A 21,131-nucleotide genomic window follows, 5' to 3' on the forward strand; every position below is an offset into this window, starting at 1 on the left:
GTTGACCACTCAACCCTTGATGTGAAGCCGCTCGGGTTGCGCTCCCGCAGAGCCCTATCCTGCTTCACACCCTCTCATCTAACCATGAACTGCTCTGGCCCGCCAGTACCCCCCCTCAAAACGGAAACTTTGACCGCACAGCCGGAAACTTTGATCGCACCGCGACATGTTCGATTTTCAAGACCCGGGGCGCGGGGAGCCGGAATAGCGGCCCCGCGCCTCCGCCGTCAGCGGCAACAACTCCGCGTCCGCCCGCTCCGGATACTCCGCCGCCTCCCGCACATCAACCAACCGAGGCTGTGAATCGATGCCACGTGATGTCTGATACCTTGATCTACCCATCCGGGGGCATCGTGCGCAGCTCGAAGACGAAGCAGCGTTGGAATCATCCCCCGGCCCCGAGTCATGCCCCCCCCCTCCACGATACCCGAGAAACCGCTTTGTTTGACCGCCACGGACCGATCAGCAGGGGAGATAGCAACCGAAGGGATGCGCAGTTCGCCGCCGGCCGCGGCGAGGGCGCCAGGGTGCCGGCCAGATCCATCCCGGAACAATACCCCTCGAATGCAAAAGAACGTAAGAGCGAAATGCGAAGAAGAATCAATGTGCTGTAATATTCTGTATCTGCGCTATTAAACAAGTATCAGATTAACTGGAAAAGAGAAAAAAAGGTGGCACCCCCGGCCCGACTCGAACGGGCGACCGTCGGATTAGAAATCCGATGCTCTGTCCAACTGAGCTACGGGGGTATCTCCAAGCCCGGCAGTACGATAAGAACCACGGGCCGGCTTTTCAAGCCCGCAACGCGCGGCTTGCGCGGCGCGGCACCTCATGTACCTTATGCACTCACATGAGGAAACTCGCCACAGCCCTGGGCCTGCTCGCGGCCGGCTTCATCTATCCCGCACGCGCCGCCACGCTCGAAATCCGGGTCACGGGTGTCTCCACCTCCGGCCCCGTGCGCGCGGCGGTCTATGCATCCCCCGAATCCTACGAGAACAAAAAGGCGTGGAAGGAGTCGGCGGCCTGGCCGGCGGAGGACGACGCGCGGTTCCGCTTCGAGGGGCTCCCGCCCGGCGAATACGCCGTCCGCGTGTACCAGGATATCAACGACAACGGCGCGCTGGACCGGCGCGGATTTCTTCCGGCCGAGCCCTTCGGCTTCTCGAACGACTTCCGGCCCCGGTTCGGCCCGCCGTCGTTTTCGGACCTGGCCATCCGGCTTGCCGGCGGAGACGAACGGCAGTCCATCCGCCTGGTCCCGCCGCCCCGCGGCGGGGAGTGGTCGGTCGGCGCCGCGATGATCGCAAAGACGGAGTCGTACCGCGGCATGGAAGACCGGGTCATCCCGATCCCCTTCGTCAGCTACGTCGGGCCGCGGCTCCAGTGGTTCGGCCCGATAGCCAGCCTCACCGCGTACGAGGCCGGCGGGTTTTCCGTCGCCGGCACGGCGCGGTACACCTTCGACGGTTACGAACAGGGCGATGCCCCGATCTTCGAGGGCATGCCGGACCGCGACGGCACCCTCGAGGCCGGGGCGCGGATCGGCTGGGCGTTCGCCCCCCGCTGGAGGGTCGACGGCGGCTTCCTGCACGACGCGCTCGGGCGGCACGACGGATTCCGCGCCAACCTCGCCTTGCGCCGGACCTTCACCGCGGGGAAACTGACCCTGGTTCCTGAACTGGCCCTGGAGTGGCTGGACGACTCCGTCGCGGGCTACTACTACGGCGTGAAGCCCGCCTGCGCGCGGGAGGACCGGCCCGCGTACGCGCCGGACGACGCATGGGAACCGCGATTGGGCGTTTCGTTTCTGTATCCCGCCGGGGAAAAATGGCTTCTTTCGCTGCGCCTCGCCGCCCGACTTCTGCCGAAAGAACTCACGCACAGCCCGCTGGTCGGAGACGACGAAGAAATCACGGCGTTCATGAGCGTGAGCCGGGCGCTGTAGCCGGGATCGCCGATCCCGGCGCAGGTATCCCGGCCGGCCTCACCGAGGCCGGCTACAGCTTCACGGCCGCCGAACGCCGAGGCGGTAAAAGCGCAGGTCGGAACTCGTGTTCGTGTCCACCGCATTGGTCGGGCCATGGCCGACCAGGTTGGTCAGTCCCGGGATCTCCCGCCAGTCGGGCGACCGCAGGTCGTTCGTGTTGTACCAGACGCCGTAGAATCGCCCGCTGACGGCTTCCCAGTGAAGCTGAAATCCGCCGCTGTCCGCCGAGAACAGGCCCTCCACATCGAACGTCGCCGTTGCGCTCAACGGGTCGAGCCCCGCGATGTACTTGGAGAGATTGCTCATGCCGCTGCCGCTCTCGTCGTCCGCGGCATCGTTGCGGTTGAGCGGCTGGAAGCCGTAGTCCGACTCCCACTCGTCGTCCATGCCGTCGCCGTCGCTGTCGGACGACACGGCCGTCTGCACCGAGTAGGCGAGGGTCTGGTCGTTGAACCGGAAAGTGTAGAGACCGCCCGCCAGGTTGGTGGCCACGATGTTGAGGGCCGAGGAATCCGCGGTGCCGGAAATCGGCACCTGCTGGCTGCCCTGGTTCAGGTCGCCCCAATTGGTCGTCCACGAGTCATTGGAGACGAACTTGAACTCGATCAGGTTGGTGGCCGGCAGCTCCAGCACGGCGGCCCAGGTGTTGTTCGTCACCTTCCGCATGTTTCGCGAGCCTTCGTTCCAGTTGTTGAAGGTGCCCGCGACGGCCATGTTGCTGTAGCTGGACGTGTAGGCCGCCGGCGCAGCGGTTTCCGAGCCCCGGTAGGTCGCCACGACCGCTCGCTCACCGCCGGTATCGGGCACTTTAACGGTCAGGCGGCGAAGCGCGGCATCGTAGCACCAGGCCGCGCCGGCATTCGTGCGGATGGCGGCGGGCGCCACGCGGGTCACTGCCGAGCCTCCCAGCGTCACGCCGCTCGCGGGCGGCACGCCATGGGCCACGATGAAATAATCCCGCTCGCCGGGGTCGTAGGAGCCCTGCCGCGCTCCGACGGTGAAGGAAAACGAGGAGGCGTTGGTCTGGCTGGTCAGTCGCGAGGCAGCGTACTGGCCGGCCAGGTAGTTGGTGGTCGACCCGTCGTCCTCGTAAAGGGTGAACTCGGCGGAAGCCGCGGGCCAGACGTGCAGGTCCAGGTAGTCGGGCTCGCTTTCATCCGTGTAGTTCATCCAGGGACCCATCGGGACGATGGAACCCTCGCGGACAAAGAGAGGAATCGACGCAACGGACGCCGGCACCGTGAGGGTCTGTCCGCCGCCGTGCCGGGTGTCGAAGCGATAGTCGTACCACCACGTGCCGTACGGCAGATAGACTTCGCGCTGCCGGGCGCCTTCCGTCCAGACCGGCGCCACGAGCAGCGCATCGCCCACCATGAAATCGTATTCGTTGAGCTGGCTGTTGGTGGCGTACATGTTGCCGTCAGCGCGGAAGTGGAAGGCGGGAGGCGTATTCATCGGCGCACCGTTGGTCGTGGACCGGTGCGCCAGCGTGTACAGGTAAGGCATGAGCTCGTACCGGAAGCGAATGTGCTCGCGGATAATCTCGAAGTACGGGCTGTCAAACGCCCAGGGCGGGCGATCGGGCTCGCCCTCGACGTCCATCGAGTGCGCCCGGGCAAACGGGTTGAAGACGCCCCACTGCACCCAGCGGGTCATCATCTCGTTGGACGGGTGGTTGATGAACCCGCCGATGTCGTGGCCGAACATTGCCTGGCCGGAGATCATGACGCTGATTCCCAGCCGGATGTTGTGCCGCAGGTGATCCCAGCTCGAGATGTTGTCACCGCTCCACCCTCCGGCATAGGCCTGTACCCCGGGCCAGCCCGAGCGGCTCAAGACGAAAGGGCGGCCGGCCGGGTCGCGGGTCTTCAGCGTATCGTACGTCAGCGAGGTCTGCCGGACGTTGAAGGTGTTCTTGTTGACCTGGTGCCACTTGCGGCTGTCGTTGTTGTTCGTGCCGCCGCCGTACCGGTCGTCGCAGTAGTACACGACGTTCAGCGCCATCGCATTTTCGTTGGGCTCGTTGAGATCGTTCCAGATGCCGGCGAAGGGATACTGGTGCAGGTAATTCGTCATCTTTGCCTTCCACCATTCCCGCGCGAACGAGCTGCTGAAGTCCAGCCAGGAGACGTTGCCCAGGAAATTCGTGCCGACGTAGGTGGACAAGTCGTTAGCCTTGAGGAAATGCAGGTTGGCGTAGGCCTCGCCGTACAGCGGGTCGCTGGTCTTCATCAGCGGCTCGATCAGGGGCACGACGCGCACCCCTTTGCCCGCCGCGTACTGGATCAGGCCGGAGACGTTCGTGTAGCCCGCGTTGAACGTCATCTGGTGGTAGTTGTCCTGCGAGCCGATGTCGAGGTACACCGCGTCCAGCGGCACGCCGTACTGCCGGAACTGGTCGAGCAGCGTATGGACCTGGTGCTGCACCCAGTAGGAGTGGCGCGAATGGTGGTAGCCGTAGGCCCACTTCGGCAGCTTCGCGGGGTAGCCCGTCAGCTCGGAGTAGCGGTTCAGCACGTCCAGCGGAACATGATCGGCCCCGCCGCCGAAGAAGTAGTAATCGAGCTGGCCGTCCCCCGCCTCGAAGGAATAGGCGTCGCCCCACTGCGTGCCCATGCGGAAGGTCGGGCGCGTCGGGTTGTTGAAGAATACGCCGTACGCCCGCGCCGGGGTCCCGTTCGTCGCCGGACGCATCCCGTAGTACATCGGCAGCGTCATGTACATCGGGTTCCGGGATTCCTGCCAGTAATACGTGTCCTGGTTCCAGCCCTGGATGTTGTAGCCGCGCCGGTTCAGCGGCCCCGCGAACTCGCCCAGGCCGAAGTACGCCTCGTCGGCGGGCATCTCCATGACCGCCTTCAGCTTGAAGCCGTTCGGCAGGTTGCTGACCGACACGGAGCCCCAGTTGACCATCTCGTAGGAGCTGTCGCTCGCCGGCTGGTAGTCCCAGTCGTATTCCATCCGCCGCGCACGCAGCAGTTCGTAACCGGACGGGTCCTTGAACCGGATGTTGAAAGCAGGCGTCTTCTCGATCTCCACGCGAACCTGCGTGGTCGTGAAGACGAACTGCGTGCTGCCGTTGTCGCTGAACCCGATTCCGAACGACGGCCAGTTCGAGAACGGCTTGGCGATGCCGACCTCCTCCTTGTCCCACAGCGAATCCCAGTGGAACCGGACCCGCACCACGTCCGGGGCATGCGGCGCGACTTCCACTGCGCCGGTCGGGGACAGGTGAAAGAGGAAACTCCGGTTGCCGGAGGCCGCGTTGGTCAGCACCTGCACCGACGACACCGGGCCGTTGGTTTGGATCGCCGCCCGGCCCGAAAGCGCCAACAGCGGCAGGATGATACACGCCGCCTTGGTCGGAAATCGAATGTATATGCTCATGCCGGGGCCTCCGCCTGATTCGTTTTTACTTTACACCCAGATGAATACATCGTCCAGTAGGACCTGTTTTCGCCGCAGGCAAATGAATATCGTGCTCACAGGCGCCATCGGTTCAGGAAAAAGCGCCGCCGTCCGGGCGATCATGGCCCGGCTCGGTTGGCGCGAGCCGGCCGGGTTCTTCACGAGCCGCCGGCCCGGAGCGCTGGTCCTTCAGTCGTGGCGCGGCGAAGGGGGGCCCTGCGCCCGACGGGACGACGCCCGGAAGCCGCCCTACGAAGTGATCCCGGAGGTTTTTACCGGCTTCGCCGTGAAATGCCTGGGAACCGGGAGGGCGCCCGCGATCCTGGATGAACTCGGCGTCCTGGAACTGGACCTCCCCGTTTTCACCCGGGCCGTCGCGGACCTCTTCACGCGCGACGGCCCGGTGCTGGCCGTCATCCAGGAGCGCGCGCTGGACCGGTGGCGGGACATCATCGGGGCGTCGAAGATCCACCGCGTGTTCCGGGTCGAGGCCGGGAACCGGGACCGGCTGCCGGAGGACATCGCGACCGCCTTCCTGCATCGGTAGGGCCCCGACAGCCGGCACATCGGTTCGGGTTTGAGATATCTCCGGCGGCGGAGCGCCGGAGCTACGACGACCTGTAGTTCCGCCGCTCTGTCGGCGGAAGAGAGCCGGCTTGAGGCCGGGTCTACTTTTGCAGGTAGGCCTGGTCCGCCGCGCTCAACCCATCGATGGTGATCGACACCCGCTGCCCGTCCGGCCGTTCGAGGATCACCTGTCCGCCCTTGACGGCCACGAGCCGCGCCTGCACCTGCCGGCCGCTGGCGCCCGTCCATGTCCGGAACTCACCCGGCGCCTCCCCCGCCCCGGCGGGCTCGATGCGGAACTCCAGCGTGTCCTCGTTGAAGCGCACCCGGTAGGCCCCGTCCAGCGCGCCTTCGATCTTCACGCTGTCGCCGCGCCGCTTGAGCGTGCCGGTGTGCGGGACCGGCACGGCCCAGGCGTCCGCCGCGCCCCAGAACAGGAAGCCGTCGTCCGCCGCCAGCTTCAACTCGACGTTCTCCGCCTGCTTGAACTCGGCCCGGCACTCCCACTCGAAGTCCTTCACCAACTTCATCGGCCAGCCCTTCGGATCCCAGTTGTTCACGTTGCTGATGAGGTACATCGCCGTGTAAAGGGACGCCGCCTGCTTGCGCGTGGCGCCGGTCTCCTCGGGCGCCTCGGACGGCGATGCCGCGGCCCGCGCGCCCGGCGCCAGCGCGAACAGCCGGGCGCTGAACGGGGGCAGGGTCATGCGCGCCTTGCCGGCCGGCTTGTCCGCCAGGATCGAACGGACGATCTCCTGCCGGACGGGCCCGCCGTACCGCGCGCGCTCGGTGTCCACGAGCATGTCCCACGGCCCCGGCGCGGGGAACGGGACCTCGGCGTTCTCGACCGGCTTCTCCGAGAAATTGACGGCCACCACCATCGGCGCGCCGGGCGAACCCGCGTGCCAACGCCAGTACACCGCCCACTGGCGGTCGCTGTCGAGGATCGGGACGCGGATCTCCATCCCCTTCAACGCCTCCCCGCGCCCGTCGAGGTTGCGGCGCAGCCGGATGAGATCGCGGTGCAGCGTGAACAGCCCGGCATGGCGCTGCTTCTTGCCCCAGTCCAGCGGCCGGCTGTCGTGGAAGGGCCCGCTCTCCTGGAACTCGTTGCCCATCAGGATCAGCGGGACGCCCGGCGCGGTCAGGGTCAGCACCGCGCCCAGCGCGCAAAGCCGGCGCGCCCGCTCGCCCGCGGGGTTGGCCGGGTCGACGTCCGAGGCGATCCGCGTCTGCCGGTTGATCTGGCCCGCCTCGTCGTGGTTGTCCACGTAGATCACCCGCGCCATGGTGGACGGGCGCCACTCGAGGGCGCTCCCGATCGGCCCGATGCCGCGCTCGGCGTCGCTCGCCGCCTTGAGCACGGGCAGGACCTGGTGGTGGAACTCGAAATCCCACGAGCCGTGGAAGTTGCCGATGTCCATCGAGTCCTCGGCCATGCTGTGCGCCTGCGGGAACCGGCTGCGGATCTGGCTGTTGATGTCCTCCAGCATCTGCGAGCCCGCGGGGATCGGATCGGCGCCTTCGCGACTGGCCCGGATGTTGATGGGCGAGTCCCAGCGGAACCCGTCTACGCGGTACTCCTCCAGCCACATCATGGTGTTGTCCTTGATGAACCGGCGCACCATGGGCTCGTCGAAGTTCGGCCGCGGTCCCCACGGGGTCTGGGCGCGTGCGGGGTCGCCGTAAAAGTACTGGCCGGTTCCATCGAAGTTCAGCAGGTCCAGGTTGTCCGGCCCGTAGTGGTTGTGGACCACGTCCAGGTGCACGGCGATCCCGGCCTTGTGGCAGGCCCGCACAAACGCCTTGAGCCCGTCCGGCCCGCCGTACGCCTGCTCCACGGCAAAAAGGTCGCTGGGATTATAACCCCAGCTATGCCGGCCGTTGAACTCGTGCACGGGCATGACGCACACCGCGCTGACGCCCAGTTCCACGAGGTGGCCGAGGGCCTTGATGGCGTCCTGGAACGTCCCGGGCTCGCCGTCCTGCGGCTTCGGATCGAAGAACGCGCCGATGTGCAGCTCGTAGATCACGAGGTCCTCGATCGGCCGGCCCGCGGGCCGGTCGTCCTCCCAGGCGAACGCGGCCGGATCGTAGAACGCCGAACTGCGCCCGTCGGCCGTCACCGCGCGGGCGTACGGGTCGCGCCGGGGCAGGCTGCCGTTGACCAGGTAGCGGTACGCGCCGGACGGCAGGCTTCGCTGGAGCGTGGCGGACCAGATGCCCGAGGCCTTGTCCAGCGTCATCCGCTCGGCGGCCGAGGCCTTCCAGCCGTTGAAGTCGCCGACCACCTCGACCGAGCGCGCGTTCGGCGCCCAGACCCGGAACGTGGTCCACCCCGGCCCACTGGTGACGCCCAGCGGTTCCTGGGCCGCCGCCGCGGTCCACAGCGCCCCCACCAGCCCCATGATCAGCAGCTTTCGCATGGCGATCCTTCCGCCTCGTGTACCCGGCCCCACGAAGCGAGGCAAGCCGGATCTGCCAATCACAGACCCCCGCGACCTTGCGTCGCGGGTGAATCAGGTCCGCCCTGCACCATCGCCCGCGAGCGCGCTCCCGACCGGGCGCGACCGCGCCCACCGCCCCCCCCGCCTTTTCCTTCTTGTTCTTCCCGATCTTCGCCTCTATGACTATCGGCCATGAGGCCGTGCGCGGGCCCTATACGAAGGAGAGCCATGATGAACACGTTCGGCAAACGGATCGCGGCCGCGGGCGCGGCCGTCCTGGCGGCCTCCGCCCCCTGCGCGCTGTCCGATTCTTCCGCGCTCGATCTCGGCGAGATCGGGGCCGCCGGCCCGGCGGCCCCGGCCGTCCTCGGCGCCACGGACCGCGCGGACGGCGACGCCATCGAACTCCGCGGAGGCGTGGACCTCGCGGACGCCGCCGCCCTGCTCCCGGGCGTAACCCCGGGCCGCGACGCCGATCTCCACGCGCGAACCATCCGGGTCCGCGGCTTCGACCTGAACCAGGCCCCGCTGTTCCTCGACGGCATCCCGGCCGGCCCGCCCGGCGGCGACCGCATGGACCTCGCCCGGTTCGGGCTGCTGGACGCCTCGGACGCGAGCGTCTCGCGCGGATTCAGCCCGCTGGCTTTCGGCCCCAACACGCTGGGCGGCGCGATCAACGTCGTGAGCCGCAAGCCGGTCCGCCCGCGCGAGTTGCTGCTCCGGGGCGGCTCGTTCAGCGGCAACGGCCTCGAGGGCGGCGCCCGCGGCGGAATGGTCCATGCGCGCGGCTTCCTCCAGGGCGGCGTCGCCTACCGCGAGCGGGACTATTTCTCCGTGTCCGAAGACCACGAACCCGCGGCCGGCGAGGACGGGGACCGGCGCGAGAACTCCGATAGCCGCGACCTGCAACTCCATCTCAAGGGCGCCTGGACACCGGTCTCCGGCGATGAGATCGCCGTCGGCTTCGTCCGGCAGGACAGCGAGTTCGGCGTCCCCCCCTACACGGGCGACGATGCCCGCGTCCAGCCGCGCTACTGGCGTTATCCCTCGTGGGAGCGGAACAGCCTCTACCTCGTCGGGCGGAAGACGCTCGGCCTGAACGCGTACCTCAAGCCCCGGCTGTTTTACACCACCTTCGAGGACACGCTGGAATCGTACGACGACGACGCCTACATCACGCAGGCCGGTCCCCTTGCCTTCACGAGCCACGACGATGACGAATCCCTCGGCGGCTCGATCGAGGCCGGCGTGCTGCCCGGCCAGCAGCGCGCGCCCCGGATCACCGCACACTACCGGCAGGACACCCACCGCGAACACGTCGACGGCGGCGAGGAGTCCGAGTTCAGCGACGACACGATCGCCGTGTCCGCCGAGGACGCGTTCCGATTCCGCGAGTCGTGGACGCTGGCTCTGGGCCTGGGTTATGAGCAGTACGAGAACCGGAAAGCCGAGGACCGCTCCGGCGCCGCGCCGCGGGACCTGGACGGCGGCGACGATTCGGCCGTCAATCCGCAGATCGGCCTGTTCTTCTCCATCCCGGGCGGCGCGTTCCGGGCCACGTTCGCCCGGAAGTCCCGCTTCCCCTCCCTCGGCGAGCGCTACGCGAGCCGGGGCGGCACGGCCCTGCCCAACCCGGACCTCGAGACCGAAACGGCCGACCACTTCGAGGCGGGCTACGCCGGTCTTCTCAACGAGCGGGTGGAGGGCCGCGTGAGCGCGTTTTACAGCCGCGTGAGTGACGCGATCCAGCGGGTGGATTTCGCCGAGTTCGACGAGGCGACCGGGACCTGGCTCCACCAGGTCCGCAACGTCGGCGACGCCGAGCACCGCGGCGCCGAGGCTGGGATCGCGTGGCCCGGCGTGCGCGGGGCCTGGAAGCTCGGTCTCGACTACGCCTGGCTGGAGGTCGAAAACACCTCGAACCCCGACCTGAAGCCGATCGGCGCGCCCGAGCACCGGCTCGTGGGCTACGCGGAGTTGAAGCCGACGCCGAAATGGACTTTCGTGCCGAGCGTGGAATACAGTTCCTCGCGTTATGCCACCAGCGACGGCGTCGAGGTGGACGGTTTCTGGGCGGCGAACCTCCATGCCCGCGTGACCCTGCCGCGCAACTTCACGCTGGACGCCGGCGTGCAGAACGTCTTCGACGAGGACTACGAACTGGCCGAGGGCTACCCGGAGGAAGGCCGGAACTACTACGCGAACGTCAGTTACCGATTCTGATTAAGGCGCGGGTGGAACCGCGCCCTCCCCAACTACCCATCCGCGGGAGGGCCGGGTTCTTCCCCCGGCCTCTATCCCCCCCATTGGATACGACGGAGATCCCCATGCTGAATAAAGATCCGATCCTGCAGATCGACTTCAACGCGCTCTACCGCGAACAATGGCGGCGGTCGTCGTTCGGCGCGCGGGCCCCGGCCGACTGGGACCGGCGCGCCGGGCAACGGAGCCGGCGTGACCTGGCCAGCGACTACAACCAGGCCTTCCTCGACCGCGTCAACTTCGACGGCGTCCGAACCGCGCTGGACATCGGGTGCGGGGTCGGCAACCTCGCCATTCCCCTCGCCCGGCGGCTCCGCAAGGTCACGGCCATCGATTTCTCCCGGGAGATGCTCCGCCACCTCGACGCCCACGCGCGGCGCGCCGGGGTCAGCAACATCGAGATGCTCCTGCTTTCGTGGGCCGATTCGTGGAAAGGCGTGCCGCCCGCGGACCTCGTCCTCTGCTCGCGCGCGATGGGCGGGGACGACCTGCGGGGCGCGCTGGAGAAGATGAACCGGCAGGCCCGGAAGCGGTGCTACCTGACGCTGCACGCCGGGGGCAGCTACCTGGGCCCGGACGTGATGGAGCGGCTCGACCGCGCGATCGAGCCGCGGCCGGATTACATCTACGCCGTGAACGTCCTGTACCAGATGGGCTTCCGCGCGCGGGTGGATTTCCTGCGCACGCAGGGCGGCGTCACCTACGGCTCCGCGGGCGAGTTCCTGGAGGCCATCCGCTGGCGGATCGGCTCGCTCTCGACGAAGGAGCAGAAGCGGCTGCGGGAATTCTACCGCACGCTGCCCCGCGACGAACAGGGCCGGGCGCAATACCGCCACGATTTCGAGTGGGCGATGCTGGGGTGGGAGAAAGCATGAAAAGCAATTGTCTCAAACAGCGGCTCGCCGGAGGCTCGCCCTCCAGTTTTTTGTCAAGTTTATGGAGGGCGAGCGTCCCCGCGAGCCGTTGTAGAAAGACGAGCTGAATGACTCAAGGGTCTGACAACCGGGCGGTGGAGCGGCTGACGGCGCTATGGGCGCTGAACGAGGCCGGGCTGGGCGGCCTGATTCACGCGCTCAAGGTCCCTTTCACGGGGATCGTGGTCGGCTCGACGGCGGTGGTGCTGATCGCGCTGATCGCGCACTTCTCGGAGCGGAAGGCCGCGGCGCTGCTCAAGGCGACGGTGATCGTGCTGCTCGTCAAGGCGGCGGCCAGCCCCCACACGCCAATGCCCGCCTACGCCGCCGTCGCTTTCCAGGGCCTGGCCGGCGCCCTGCTGTTCGGATACCTGCCCGCGCCCCGGCTCGCGGCGATGATCCTGGGCCTGCTGGCCCTCTGGCAGGGCGCGGTGCAGAAGCTCGTGGTCATGACGCTGCTCTACGGCGCGCCGCTCTGGGACAGCGTGGACGCCGTCGGCCGCTGGATCATCGGGAAACTGGGCGGCGGGCCGGGCGCGCTCTCCCCGACGGGCTGGGTCCTGACGCTCTATCTTGGGTACTACACGCTCGGGGGGCTTGTGACCGGCGGGCTGGCGGGCGCGATTCCTCGCGAGATCGACCGGGCGCTGAAGGAAGTTCCGCCGCCCGAGCCCGCGGCGCCCGCGGCACCGGACCTGTCCGCCGGGCCGGCGGCCAAACCCTGGTGGCATCGCACCCCGTTCCGCGCCGGGCTGGTGCTGGTCGCGCTGCTGATCTCGGTGACGCTGATCTCGCCCGGCGGTGGCGGGTTGGCGCGCGGGATGAACGTGCTGCTGCGCGCCGCGCTGGTCATCGTTATCTGGATGCTGGCCGTGCGGCCGATCGTCCGCTGGGGACTGGCGCGGTTCCAGAAGCGGGAACAGGGCCTGTACGGCGCCGACGTGGCCCGCACGATGAACCAGCTCCCGGGCTTGCGCCGCGCGGCGGCCGCCGCCTGGGCGCAAAGCGGCGACCGGCGCGGCCTGCGGCGGTGGAAGCGGTTCCTGGTACAATTGGTCGTGCGGGCGCTGGCGAACGATAATTGATCCCGGTGCGCTAATAGAGATAAGCGCACAAGAGGATCAGGAATGACATTTTCCCAGGCGTACCTGTATATCGGCACGGCCGGCGTGGCGCTGGTGTTCGTCGCCGCGGCGGCCGTGTATCTCTGCGTGAAGCACCTCGTCTACCTGCTCTGGACCGGCCACGCCTTTCGCCGCTTCACGGCCCGCCTGGAACGCGGACCGGAGCCGGCGGCGGACGGCCTTCCGGGCAATCCGCTGATCCGCATCTTCCAGGCGGCCCGGCCGCACGCGGGCCGCGGCGCCGAGGCCCTGCGCGCCGAACTGGCCTTCCTCTTCCACAAGCATTTCCGGACGGTCAACCGGGCCATGACCCTGCTGCGGCTGATCTCGGTCATCTCGCCCCTGCTCGGCCTGCTGGGCACCGTGCTCGGCATTTCCAAGGTCTTCCGGATCATCAGCGCGCAAACGGCGACCAACCCGGCCCTGCTGGCGAGGGGCATCTGGGAGGCCCTGATCACCACGATCATGGGCCTGACGATCACGATTCCCGTCCTCTGTTTCTATTACTTTTTCCGGATGCAGATCAACGGGTTCCAGGTCGAGTTGATGGAGTACGCGGGGCGTTTTGACCAACCCGCCGCCGGACCCGCGTCGAAGAAATAGACGGTTCCATGGACGACCATTTTCTGGAGAGCGAGTTCGAGGCGGACATCGACCTGACGCCGCTGATCGACGTCATCTTCATGCTGCTGCTGTTCTTCATCCTGGCCTCGACCTTCAGCCTGCCGGCGCTGCGGGTGACGCTGCCCTCCGCCGCCACGGCGGGGCCCGTCCCGAACGACCCGCCCCGGCTTGTTTTTTCCGTCGACGCGCAGGGCGCGCTGTTCCATCTCGGCGCGCCCCTGGACCTCGCGGAGGTGCCGGCCCGGCTGGAGGCGGCGACGGAACAACCGGTGGAACTGCGCGTGGACCGCGCCGCGCCGTTCCAGTCGTTCATTTCCGTGCTCGACCGGATGCGCGCCTGCGGGAGAAACGATGTGCTCATCACCGCGCAACCCCATTAGCCACCCGGATCCCGCCGCCCGCGCCGGCACGGTGATCGGGCTGATCGGCGTGTTGGCGGGGTTCGTCCCTCTCCTGGGCTGGGAAGCGATGGGGCCGCGGCCGGGCGACATGGAGCTGTTTCCCGAAACCGCGCTGCGCCTCACCCTGGCGCCGACTCCCGCCGTAGCGCCCGCTCCGCCGGAGCCGCCCAAGACCGAACCGGCCGACGCGCCTCGGCCCGAACTGGAATCGGAACCCGTAATCGAGACCCCTGCCATTCCGCCCGCGCCGGCCGCAGCCGAGCAGCCGCCGGTGGAGACTCCGGGCGAAGCCGGCCGCGAGGACGCCATCCGCGAGGAATGGTTCAGCGAGTTGCGCCGGCGGATCGAGGAAAACAAATTCTATCCCGGGAGCGCCCGTTTTTCCGAGCAGACGGGGACCGTGACCCTGCGCGTGCGCATCAGCGCCGGCGCGGAGATCCTCGGGTCGGAGATCGCGGCGAACACGGGCGCGGAGCGGCTGGCGGAGGGCGCACAGGCCATCCTGCGGCGGGCGGCGACCCGCCCGCTCGGCACGAACCGGCTCTCCACGGAAATCCAGGTGCAAGTGCCGATCACGTACCGGATGGCGGAAAGATAAGAAAAACGCTCACGGCTTGGCGGCGAGCGCGAGGTCGCGGGTGTCGTAGAACTTCAGCAGGGTGCCCAGGCCCAGCAGGTCCATCGTCCGCACGAGTTTGCGGTTGACGTTGCACAGGGCGAACCAGCCGAGGTGGCCGAAGCAGGTCCGGTGATACTTGGCCAGCAGGCCGAGACCGCGGCTGTTGATGTAGGTCATGTCCTGGCAGTCGAGCAGGACGTAGGCGCCGGGCTTGGCCGCGACGGGATCGAGGGCGATGCGAAACTGCTCGATGGTGGCCGAATCCACAGGCCCCGCCACGGTCACCACCGTGACATTGCCGGCCTGTTCCGTGAACATTTTAAGTTCGGGATTCGCCATCGCGCTCCTTTCACCCGCCCGACACCGACGCGAACCATTTCCTTTCTACCCGAGCCTGGGACCCACGTCAAGAAAGCCCGCGGCAAAAAGGACGGCCGCGGCTATCGCTTCTCCGGCGCGGCTCCCGCCTTCAGGGGATCCGTTTCGACCCGGTGCAGTTCCTCCGCGCGGTCCGGGGCCAGGTCGGTCCGCAGAAAAGCGCCGGTGTCCGGCAGCAGCACGGTGACGGCCGACTTGCCGTCCAGCCACGCGATCCCGTTCCGCAGATCGAAATCCAGGACGTGCCCGCCGCCGGTCCGGTCGCGGGTCAGGAAGTGGAAATGCCAGCCCGGCACGTTCACGCCCTTCACGAACGGCGGACTCCAGAACCCGACCAGGTAGCCTTCCGCGTCGGAGAACTCGAAGACCGACTGGTTCTTGGTGACCTCGGCCAGCGGGATGTAGGGCGGCGCCTGGCGCGGCACGGAGCGGGTCTTGACGCGGTGAAAGCGGCCGTACACCCACACCGCGCAGAAGTGATTCGGCGTGGGGAGCTGCCGGCGCAGCTCTTCCTGGAACGCGGCGTAGGTGAGGCCTTCCATCGGCTGCCCCTCGGGGCGGTCCGCCTTGAAGAACGTCACCGTGGCGAACGGCGTGGTCTCGGTGTCGCGGACCTTCTCCACGCGCCCGTCGGCCCGGACGGCGTACACGGTGCCGCCGAGCAGGGTCATCTCGCCGTCCAGCTGGTCGAAGGTCCCGATGCCGAAATCGCCGTGCCGCCGGAGTTCCGCGCACGGGAGGACGCCGTCGTAGTTCCCGGCGAGGAGCGCGTCGATCACCGAGTACTGGACCAGCGCGTCGGGCCGCCGGGCGGCGCGGTGCGCGCAGCCCGGACCCAGAAGCCCGAGGCCGGCGAGACACAGGCCGGCCCATGACAGGATCCTGCGCATGGCCTACAGCACCCACCCGAGCGCCAGGGAGAACATCACGTGGTTGTTTGAAATGCCGGCGCTGTCCTCGTACGTCTCACCCGACTCCACGATGGTCATGTCGCCCTGGAATTCCGGGATGTCCTGGTAGTCCACGGCCCCGGAGAGGAAGAGCTGCGGGGTGATCCGGTAGGTCGCCGAGACGCCGACCGCGTAGAAATCGCCGCCGTCAAAGCTCTCCTCGAAATGCAGTTCCCGCAGGATATGGTGGTCCTTGTCCTCCGCGCTGACGATCGGGCTGTACAGCGCGTAGGCGTTCCAGCCGAGCGAACCCGCGCGCCCGTCCAGGTTCAGCCCGACGTACGGGATGTCGAACGTCTGCTGGTAGTCGATGACGTTCTGCCCGTCGAAGTTGCCGACGTAATCGCGGAACCCGTACACGGAGTAGACGAATTCCCGGCCGTAATCGGTCCATTCCCAGTAGTCCCGCTTGTAGCCGACGAGGGCCCGGAGCCCGACCTGGGGGCGGCGGACGAGGAGGTAGTTGGCGTTGATGTCCAGGCTGTAGCCGCTCTCCACGTCCACATCGCTGCGGGAATAATCGGTCCAGTCCATGCCGGGGACGAACCAGTCGTAATCCTTCATCTCGCCGTCGCCCTTGTTCGCGGCGACCCAGAAGCCCGCGTTGAACCCGAACTTCCCGGCCGCGCCCGAGAAGACCGCGCCGCCCATCACCAGGCCGGACAGGTCCCATTGCAGTTCGCTAAGCTTGTAGTTGTCCAACTCCGGCTCGTACACGAGTTCGCCCGCCTCGCCCTGCAGGAAGCCCACGGAGCCGCGGAGCGAGAAGGCCTGGGGTTTCTCCTTGGTCGGCTCCAGCAGCGGATCCTGCGCGGCATGCAACGCCATGGTCACCCGCGTCCCGGCCAGCACGCACAGGGCCGCACCCAGCACCATCCGAGCCGAACTGCGAGTCATCGTATCCTCCCGGTTGAAGGGTTCGCGAGGGCTTTCACCCGTTGCCGGTCATATATAGTCTCCCGGCCCCGCGCGGCCAAGGCTTTTCGATCAAGAACAGCCTACCGGCGCCGGGCGGAAGGGAGTAGAATCGCGCCCGCATGGAATCCGCCGCCACGGGAGCCGAACGGGGTACCACACGCGCGATCGCCGCGGGCCTTTTCCTGGCCGCGCTGCTCGCGAGGCTGGCGGTCCTCCTCCCCCTCCACGCCCATCCGTTGTGCGGGCTCCCGATCGTGGACGCGGCCTCGTACGTCGACCAGGCCCGGGCCCTGGCGGCGGGATCGCCGGTGACCGAGGCCCTGTTCTGGCAACCGGTCTTCTATCCGCTCTGGCTCTCGCTGGTCTTCCGCGCGTTCGGGGCCTCGCTGCTCGCGGCCCGACTGCTCCAGGCGCTGCTCGGCGCGGCGGCCTGCGTCCTGGTCTATCTCTTCACGCGGCAGGCGGTCGGCCGCCGCGCGGCCATCGCCGCGGGGTTGATCCTGGCCTTCTACGGGCCCGTGATCGCCTTGGAAAGCGACCTGCTCTCGGAAGGCTGGGCGGTGTTCTGGGCCGCCCTGCTGCTCTGGTTGTTCCAGCGCGCCCACACCGATCCGCGGCCCGCGCACCTCGCGGCATGGGGTGCCGCCGGCGGCCTGGCGATCCTCACCAGACCCACGTTTCTGCCCTTTGTGGCGGGCGCGGCCTTGTGGCTGACACTCACCGTCGCGCGGCGAAGCGGCGGGAAAACCGGCTTGGACGCGGCCGGCACGCTGGCGCTGGGGCTGCTGCTCATCCTCCTGCCGGCGGCCGCGTTCTGCCGGCAGCACACGGGACGCTTCACGGTTTTTCCATCCAGCTCGGGCCTGAACCTCTATCTCGGCAACAACCCGCGTTGGGTCCGGACCGTTTCGATCCGGCCGGGCGTCGAATGGATGGACTTGATCCGCGAACCGCAGCGCGAGGGCCGCGCGGACATCTGGGAACAGTCGGATTATTTCCGCGGGAAGGTCCGGGAATACGCCGGGACCCGGCCCGGCTCCTTCGCGTCCGGACTGCTTGGCAAAACCGCGCGCCTCCTCTGCTCGCGTGAAATCCCGCGCAACCATAACCTCTACTCGCTGCGCGAGGCCGCCCCCGTCTTGAAGCCGCTGCTCTGGAAGGCCGGCGGCTTCGGCTTCCCCTTCGGCTTGCTGCTGCCCCTCGCCCTCCTCGGCCTCGCGACGCGCGGCCGGCGGCTGGACCCGGTGTGGCTGTTCCTGCTGCTCTACTCGCCCGCGGTCATCGCGGTCTTCGTATCCGACCGGTACCGTGCGCCGGCGATCCCCGCGCTGGCGGTCGCCGCCGCCTTCGGCCTGGCCTGGCTGTGGGAGCAGCGCGGAAACCGGAGGCGCGTGGGCGCAGCGATCGCGGCGCTCGCCGCCGCGGCCGCGCTGATCAGCCTGCCGCGCGCTTATCCCGAGGAGCGGCTTTCCTTCGAGGCGGAGCGGAACTGGGCCGCCGGCCAACGCCTGGCGGCGGGCAACCGGCCCGCCGAAGCCGAGTCGTTTCTGCGCCGCGCGACGGAGCTCGACCCGGGAATGGTGGACGCGTGGAACAGCCTCGGGGTCCTGCTCGAACAGCAGGGGCGCCGCGCCGAGGCGATCGAAGCCTACCGCCGCGCCCTCGCCCTGGATCCCGGCAACCCAGGGCTGCGGTTCAACCTCGAGGCGGCCCGGCTTCCAGCTTCCGGTTCGTCTGCTCCAGCCGCCGGGCCATCTCCTTGAGCAGGTCGAACACGATGGCCGGATTCTCGCCGAGGATGATCTCGAAGTTGTTCTGCGAAATGACGGCCAGCCGGGTGTCGGGCCCGATCGCGGTCGCCGTGGCGGTTCGCGACGCGCCCAGCAGCATGGACATCTCGCCGAAGTAGTCGCCTTTCCCCATCGCCCGCAGTTCCCGGCCGGACCGCGTCAGCCGGACGGCCCCTTCGAGCACGTAGAACATTTCCGTTCCGGGTTCGCCCTCGCGGAACAGCACCTCGCCGCCCGCGGCCTCGCGCACGAACCGGCCCAGCAGCGCCTGCGAGGTTCGCGCGTCCGGCCCGCCGGCGAAGAGCCGGCGCAGCAGCAGGGCATCGCGCCGCTGGGCCATGGCGATCACCTCCGCGCCGAAGAGCAGGACGGCGAACGTGTAGTAGGCCCAGACCAGGAGCAGGAAGATCGCCTTCAGCGAGCCGAAGGCATAGCCGTAGTTCGGGTTGAACTTCAGGATCAGGCCGAAGACCGGGCGCACGACGGCCAGGAGCGCCGCGGCGGCGAGCGCCCCGGCCAGCAGGTGGGCCAGCCGGATCCTGCCCGGCGCGAACACGCGGTAGAAGAAGGCCAGCACACCGACCGCCAATACCGTCGCCGCGGCGGCGCGGCCCCAGGCCAGTGCCGCGCCCGCCCTCGCGATCAACCGTACCGGCCCCAGCGACGCGTACACCTTTCCGCCCGCCATCAGCAGGAACAGCAGGAGCAGCGCCAGGACGGCGGCCAGGTCCAACAGCTTGCTCCGAAGGAACGACGCGCGCCGCGTCGCCCGGAAGATGCGCCGCACGGCGGCGCGGATCGCGCCGGCGAACGGCATCAGCGACCAGACCAGCAGGACGAGACTGATCAGGCCCCAGGCGCGGCCGCGGGCCACGGCCAGGAGATCCACCAGCAGCGCCCGGTTGAACGACGGGAAAAGGCGCGTGGCCAGGTCCTCAACGCTCGCGAGGACCGCCTCCGAGGATTGAAGGAACAGGCCGAGCAGGTAGATCACGAGCAGCAGCAGGGGCATCAGGGCCAGGAACCCGTAGTAGGCCAGCGTCGCGGCGCCGGCCATGTCGCGGTTGGCGGAGAAGGACTGCCCGGCCTCGCGGAGGACGAGGCCCAGGGAGGAAGCCGCCACGCGCAGCCGCTCCCGGTTCCATGGAAGTTTCACGGAGCCCCGGCCCTGTACTCGCGGATGTCGTCAAGGGTCTTCCGCCGCTTCTCGCGCGGGCCCGGCTCGGCGGGATAGCCGAGGCTGATGATGAGGTCCACGCGCGCGGACCGCGGGAGGCGCAGCACCTTCTTCACGCCCCGCTCGCTGAACCAGCCCAGCCAGCAGGTGCCGAGCCCCTCCTCCGCCGCCTGCAGCGCCAGGTGCTCGCCCGCGATGCCGATGTCCACCAGGCTGTACTGCATCCCGCGGAACTGTCCGCCCAACTGCGCGGCATACTTCGAGCGCTCCGTGACGATGACGATCAGGACGGGCGCCTGCTCGACAAAACGGTTCATCCGGTAAATTCCCTTGAAGGCCTCGCCCACGAGCCGGCCGCGGAGGGGCTCGGTATCCACCACGATGAATTTCCACGGCTGGGAGTTACAGGCCGACGGCGCCAGCCGCGCGGCCTCGAGGCAGCGTTCCAGCGCCTCGCGCGGCACGGGCGTCGGCGCGTACCGGCGCGTGCTCTCCCGCTTCGCCGCCAGCTCAAGGAAGGACATGGCCATAACCTAACCGCAACACGCCCACGGTCAAGCGGGATTGCCTTCCGACGCGAGGGCTTGAAAAAGCCGCAGCACGTCGCGCGAGGCGGGATGGCCGGGGGGCATGCGCTCCGGATGCCACTGCACGGCCAGCACGGGCACGCCGTCCCCTTCGACGGCCTCGACGATTCCGCCGGGCGAGCGCGCGACGAACCGGAGCCCGCGGCCCGGCTCGGCCGGGTCGAGGGCCTGGTGATGGGCGCTGTTGACCTCCGCCCGCGCACCCAGCACGACGGCCAGGCGGCTCCCGGCCTCCACGTCCACCGGATGCCCGCTGTCCCGGCCCTCCACCTGCGCATGGACCTCGCCCGCATCGGGAAGATGCTGAATCAGCCGCCCGCCGAGCGCGACCTGGATGACCTGGAGGCCGCGGCAGATGCCGAACACGGGGCGGCCTCTTTCGAGGGCCAGGCGAACCAGCACGATTTCCGACTCGTCGCGGGCTCGATTCACCATGTTCGTGCGCGCGTGGCGCGCGGCGCCGTACAGGTCCGGGTCCACGTCCCCGCCGCCGGGCAGCAGCAGCGCCGCGAAATCCGGGGGCGGCGGCTCGTCCGGCCGGGTCCATTCGAAGTCGATCCCGGCGGACCCGAGCCAGCGCGCATAGCGCCGGTCGGCCTCCTCGTTCAACGTGCTCGAAACCAGCCACTTCATCCCCGCGTCATCCTTGACCTTTGACTCATCGTAGCGAATATTCCGCCGCATGAACATCGAATGCGTGGTGGTCGGGCCGTTCGAGGTGAACAGCTATGTCGCGTACCGGCGCGAGGGCGGCGAGGCCCTGGTCGTGGATCCCGGGGCCGACGCCGCGCTGATCCGCGACGCCATCCTCCGCCGGCGCCTCCGGCCGATCGCCTACCTCCTGACGCACGGCCACGTAGACCACGTCAGCGCGCTCACCGAGTTGTGCCGGGACTTTCCCGCCCCCGTCGTAATGAGCGAGCCCGACGCGCGATGGGCCTTCACGTCCATCAACGAACTGCCGCCCTGCTACGC

The 21,131-nt window shown here is 68.3% G+C and carries 18 protein-coding genes and 1 tRNA gene; 10 read left to right on the top strand and 9 right to left on the bottom strand.

Features of this window, described 5'->3' with window-relative positions; translation table 11 throughout:
- Positions 1-672 precede the first annotated feature (672 nt).
- Positions 673-749 (bottom strand) — tRNA-Arg (locus KA248_14770).
- 101 nt (positions 750-850) lie between these two features.
- Between KA248_14770 and KA248_14775 the strand changes: the two genes are divergently transcribed.
- A complete protein-coding gene (locus tag KA248_14775; GenBank protein ID MBP7831169.1) occupies positions 851-1,948 on the top strand; it encodes a MipA/OmpV family protein in 1,098 nt (365 codons plus the stop codon).
- Positions 1,949-2,008: 60 nt separating this feature from the next.
- On the opposite strand, the gene KA248_14780 is transcribed toward KA248_14775, so the two are convergent.
- Positions 2,009-5,377, bottom strand: a complete 3,369-nt coding sequence (locus tag KA248_14780) for a DUF5110 domain-containing protein (protein ID MBP7831170.1) — start codon at positions 5,375-5,377, stop codon at positions 2,009-2,011.
- A 91-nt stretch (positions 5,378-5,468) separates the two neighbouring features.
- On the opposite strand from KA248_14780, the gene KA248_14785 reads away from it, so the two are divergent.
- On the top strand, positions 5,469-5,945 hold the full coding sequence (locus tag KA248_14785; protein MBP7831171.1) for a hypothetical protein: 477 nt from the start codon (positions 5,469-5,471) through the stop codon (positions 5,943-5,945).
- Positions 5,946-6,066: 121 nt separating this feature from the next.
- Here the strand turns inward: KA248_14785 and KA248_14790 are convergent, their stop codons facing one another.
- A complete protein-coding gene (locus KA248_14790; GenBank protein MBP7831172.1) occupies positions 6,067-8,391 on the bottom strand; it encodes a DUF3459 domain-containing protein in 2,325 nt (774 codons plus the stop codon).
- Between the two features lie 249 nt (positions 8,392-8,640).
- Here KA248_14790 and KA248_14795 point away from each other — a divergent pair, with 249 nt between their 5' ends.
- The 6 genes from KA248_14795 to KA248_14820 all read left to right on the top strand — a co-directional run bounded on the left by KA248_14795 (position 8,641) and on the right by KA248_14820 (position 14,335).
- Positions 8,641-10,635, top strand: a complete 1,995-nt coding sequence (locus KA248_14795; GenBank protein MBP7831173.1) for a TonB-dependent receptor — start codon at positions 8,641-8,643, stop codon at positions 10,633-10,635.
- Between the two features lie 104 nt (positions 10,636-10,739).
- Positions 10,740-11,549, top strand: a complete 810-nt coding sequence (locus KA248_14800; GenBank protein MBP7831174.1) for a class I SAM-dependent methyltransferase — start codon at positions 10,740-10,742, stop codon at positions 11,547-11,549.
- Between the two features lie 107 nt (positions 11,550-11,656).
- Positions 11,657-12,673, top strand: a complete 1,017-nt coding sequence (locus KA248_14805; GenBank protein ID MBP7831175.1) for a hypothetical protein — start codon at positions 11,657-11,659, stop codon at positions 12,671-12,673.
- Between the two features lie 42 nt (positions 12,674-12,715).
- A complete protein-coding gene (locus tag KA248_14810) occupies positions 12,716-13,315 on the top strand; it encodes a MotA/TolQ/ExbB proton channel family protein (GenBank protein MBP7831176.1) in 600 nt (199 codons plus the stop codon).
- A gap of 8 nt (positions 13,316-13,323) precedes the next feature.
- A complete protein-coding gene (locus KA248_14815) occupies positions 13,324-13,716 on the top strand; it encodes a biopolymer transporter ExbD (protein ID MBP7831177.1) in 393 nt (130 codons plus the stop codon).
- Entirely contained in the window at positions 13,688-14,335 is a 648-nt protein-coding gene (locus tag KA248_14820; GenBank protein ID MBP7831178.1) for a TonB family protein, read from the top strand. The genes KA248_14815 and KA248_14820 overlap by 29 nt, the downstream gene beginning before the upstream one ends.
- Positions 14,336-14,344: 9 nt before the next feature.
- On the opposite strand, the gene KA248_14825 is transcribed toward KA248_14820, so the two are convergent.
- The 3 genes from KA248_14825 to KA248_14835 all read right to left on the bottom strand — a co-directional run bounded on the left by KA248_14825 (position 14,345) and on the right by KA248_14835 (position 16,581).
- Positions 14,345-14,695: an STAS domain-containing protein gene (locus tag KA248_14825; protein ID MBP7831179.1), complete on the bottom strand. Its 351-nt coding sequence runs from the start codon at positions 14,693-14,695 to the stop codon at positions 14,345-14,347.
- A 101-nt stretch (positions 14,696-14,796) separates the two neighbouring features.
- Positions 14,797-15,624, bottom strand: coding sequence for an acetolactate decarboxylase (gene budA / locus KA248_14830; protein MBP7831180.1), 828 nt, complete (start codon positions 15,622-15,624; stop codon positions 14,797-14,799).
- 3 nt (positions 15,625-15,627) lie between these two features.
- Positions 15,628-16,581 carry an omptin family outer membrane protease gene (locus tag KA248_14835; GenBank protein ID MBP7831181.1) on the bottom strand — a complete coding sequence of 318 codons (954 nt, stop codon included), beginning with the start codon at positions 16,579-16,581 and terminating at the stop codon, positions 15,628-15,630.
- 140 nt (positions 16,582-16,721) lie between these two features.
- Between KA248_14835 and KA248_14840 the strand changes: the two genes are divergently transcribed.
- Positions 16,722-18,365, top strand: coding sequence for a glycosyltransferase family 39 protein (locus tag KA248_14840; protein ID MBP7831182.1), 1,644 nt, complete (start codon positions 16,722-16,724; stop codon positions 18,363-18,365).
- Here the strand turns inward: KA248_14840 and KA248_14845 are convergent.
- Genes KA248_14845 through KA248_14855 form a run of 3 tightly spaced genes read right to left on the bottom strand, consistent with a single transcriptional unit; the run spans position 18,298 to position 20,789 of the window.
- Entirely contained in the window at positions 18,298-19,548 is a 1,251-nt protein-coding gene (locus KA248_14845) for a YihY family inner membrane protein (GenBank protein MBP7831183.1), read from the bottom strand. The two genes, KA248_14840 and KA248_14845, sit on opposite strands and share 68 nt — an antisense overlap.
- Positions 19,545-20,093, bottom strand: a complete 549-nt coding sequence (locus KA248_14850; protein ID MBP7831184.1) for a nitroreductase family protein — start codon at positions 20,091-20,093, stop codon at positions 19,545-19,547. Before KA248_14850 ends, KA248_14845 begins: the two co-directional genes overlap by 4 nt.
- A 30-nt stretch (positions 20,094-20,123) precedes the next feature.
- Entirely contained in the window at positions 20,124-20,789 is a 666-nt protein-coding gene (locus KA248_14855) for a gamma-glutamyl-gamma-aminobutyrate hydrolase family protein (GenBank protein MBP7831185.1), read from the bottom strand.
- 49 nt (positions 20,790-20,838) lie between these two features.
- Between KA248_14855 and KA248_14860 the strand changes: the two genes are divergently transcribed.
- Positions 20,839-21,131 (top strand): MBL fold metallo-hydrolase (locus tag KA248_14860; protein MBP7831186.1); only part of this gene is annotated, 293 nt, incomplete at its 3' end.

It is taken from the genome of Kiritimatiellia bacterium, from assembly GCA_018001225.1.
GTDB lineage: Bacteria > Verrucomicrobiota > Kiritimatiellia > CAIQIC01 > JAGNIJ01 > JAGNIJ01.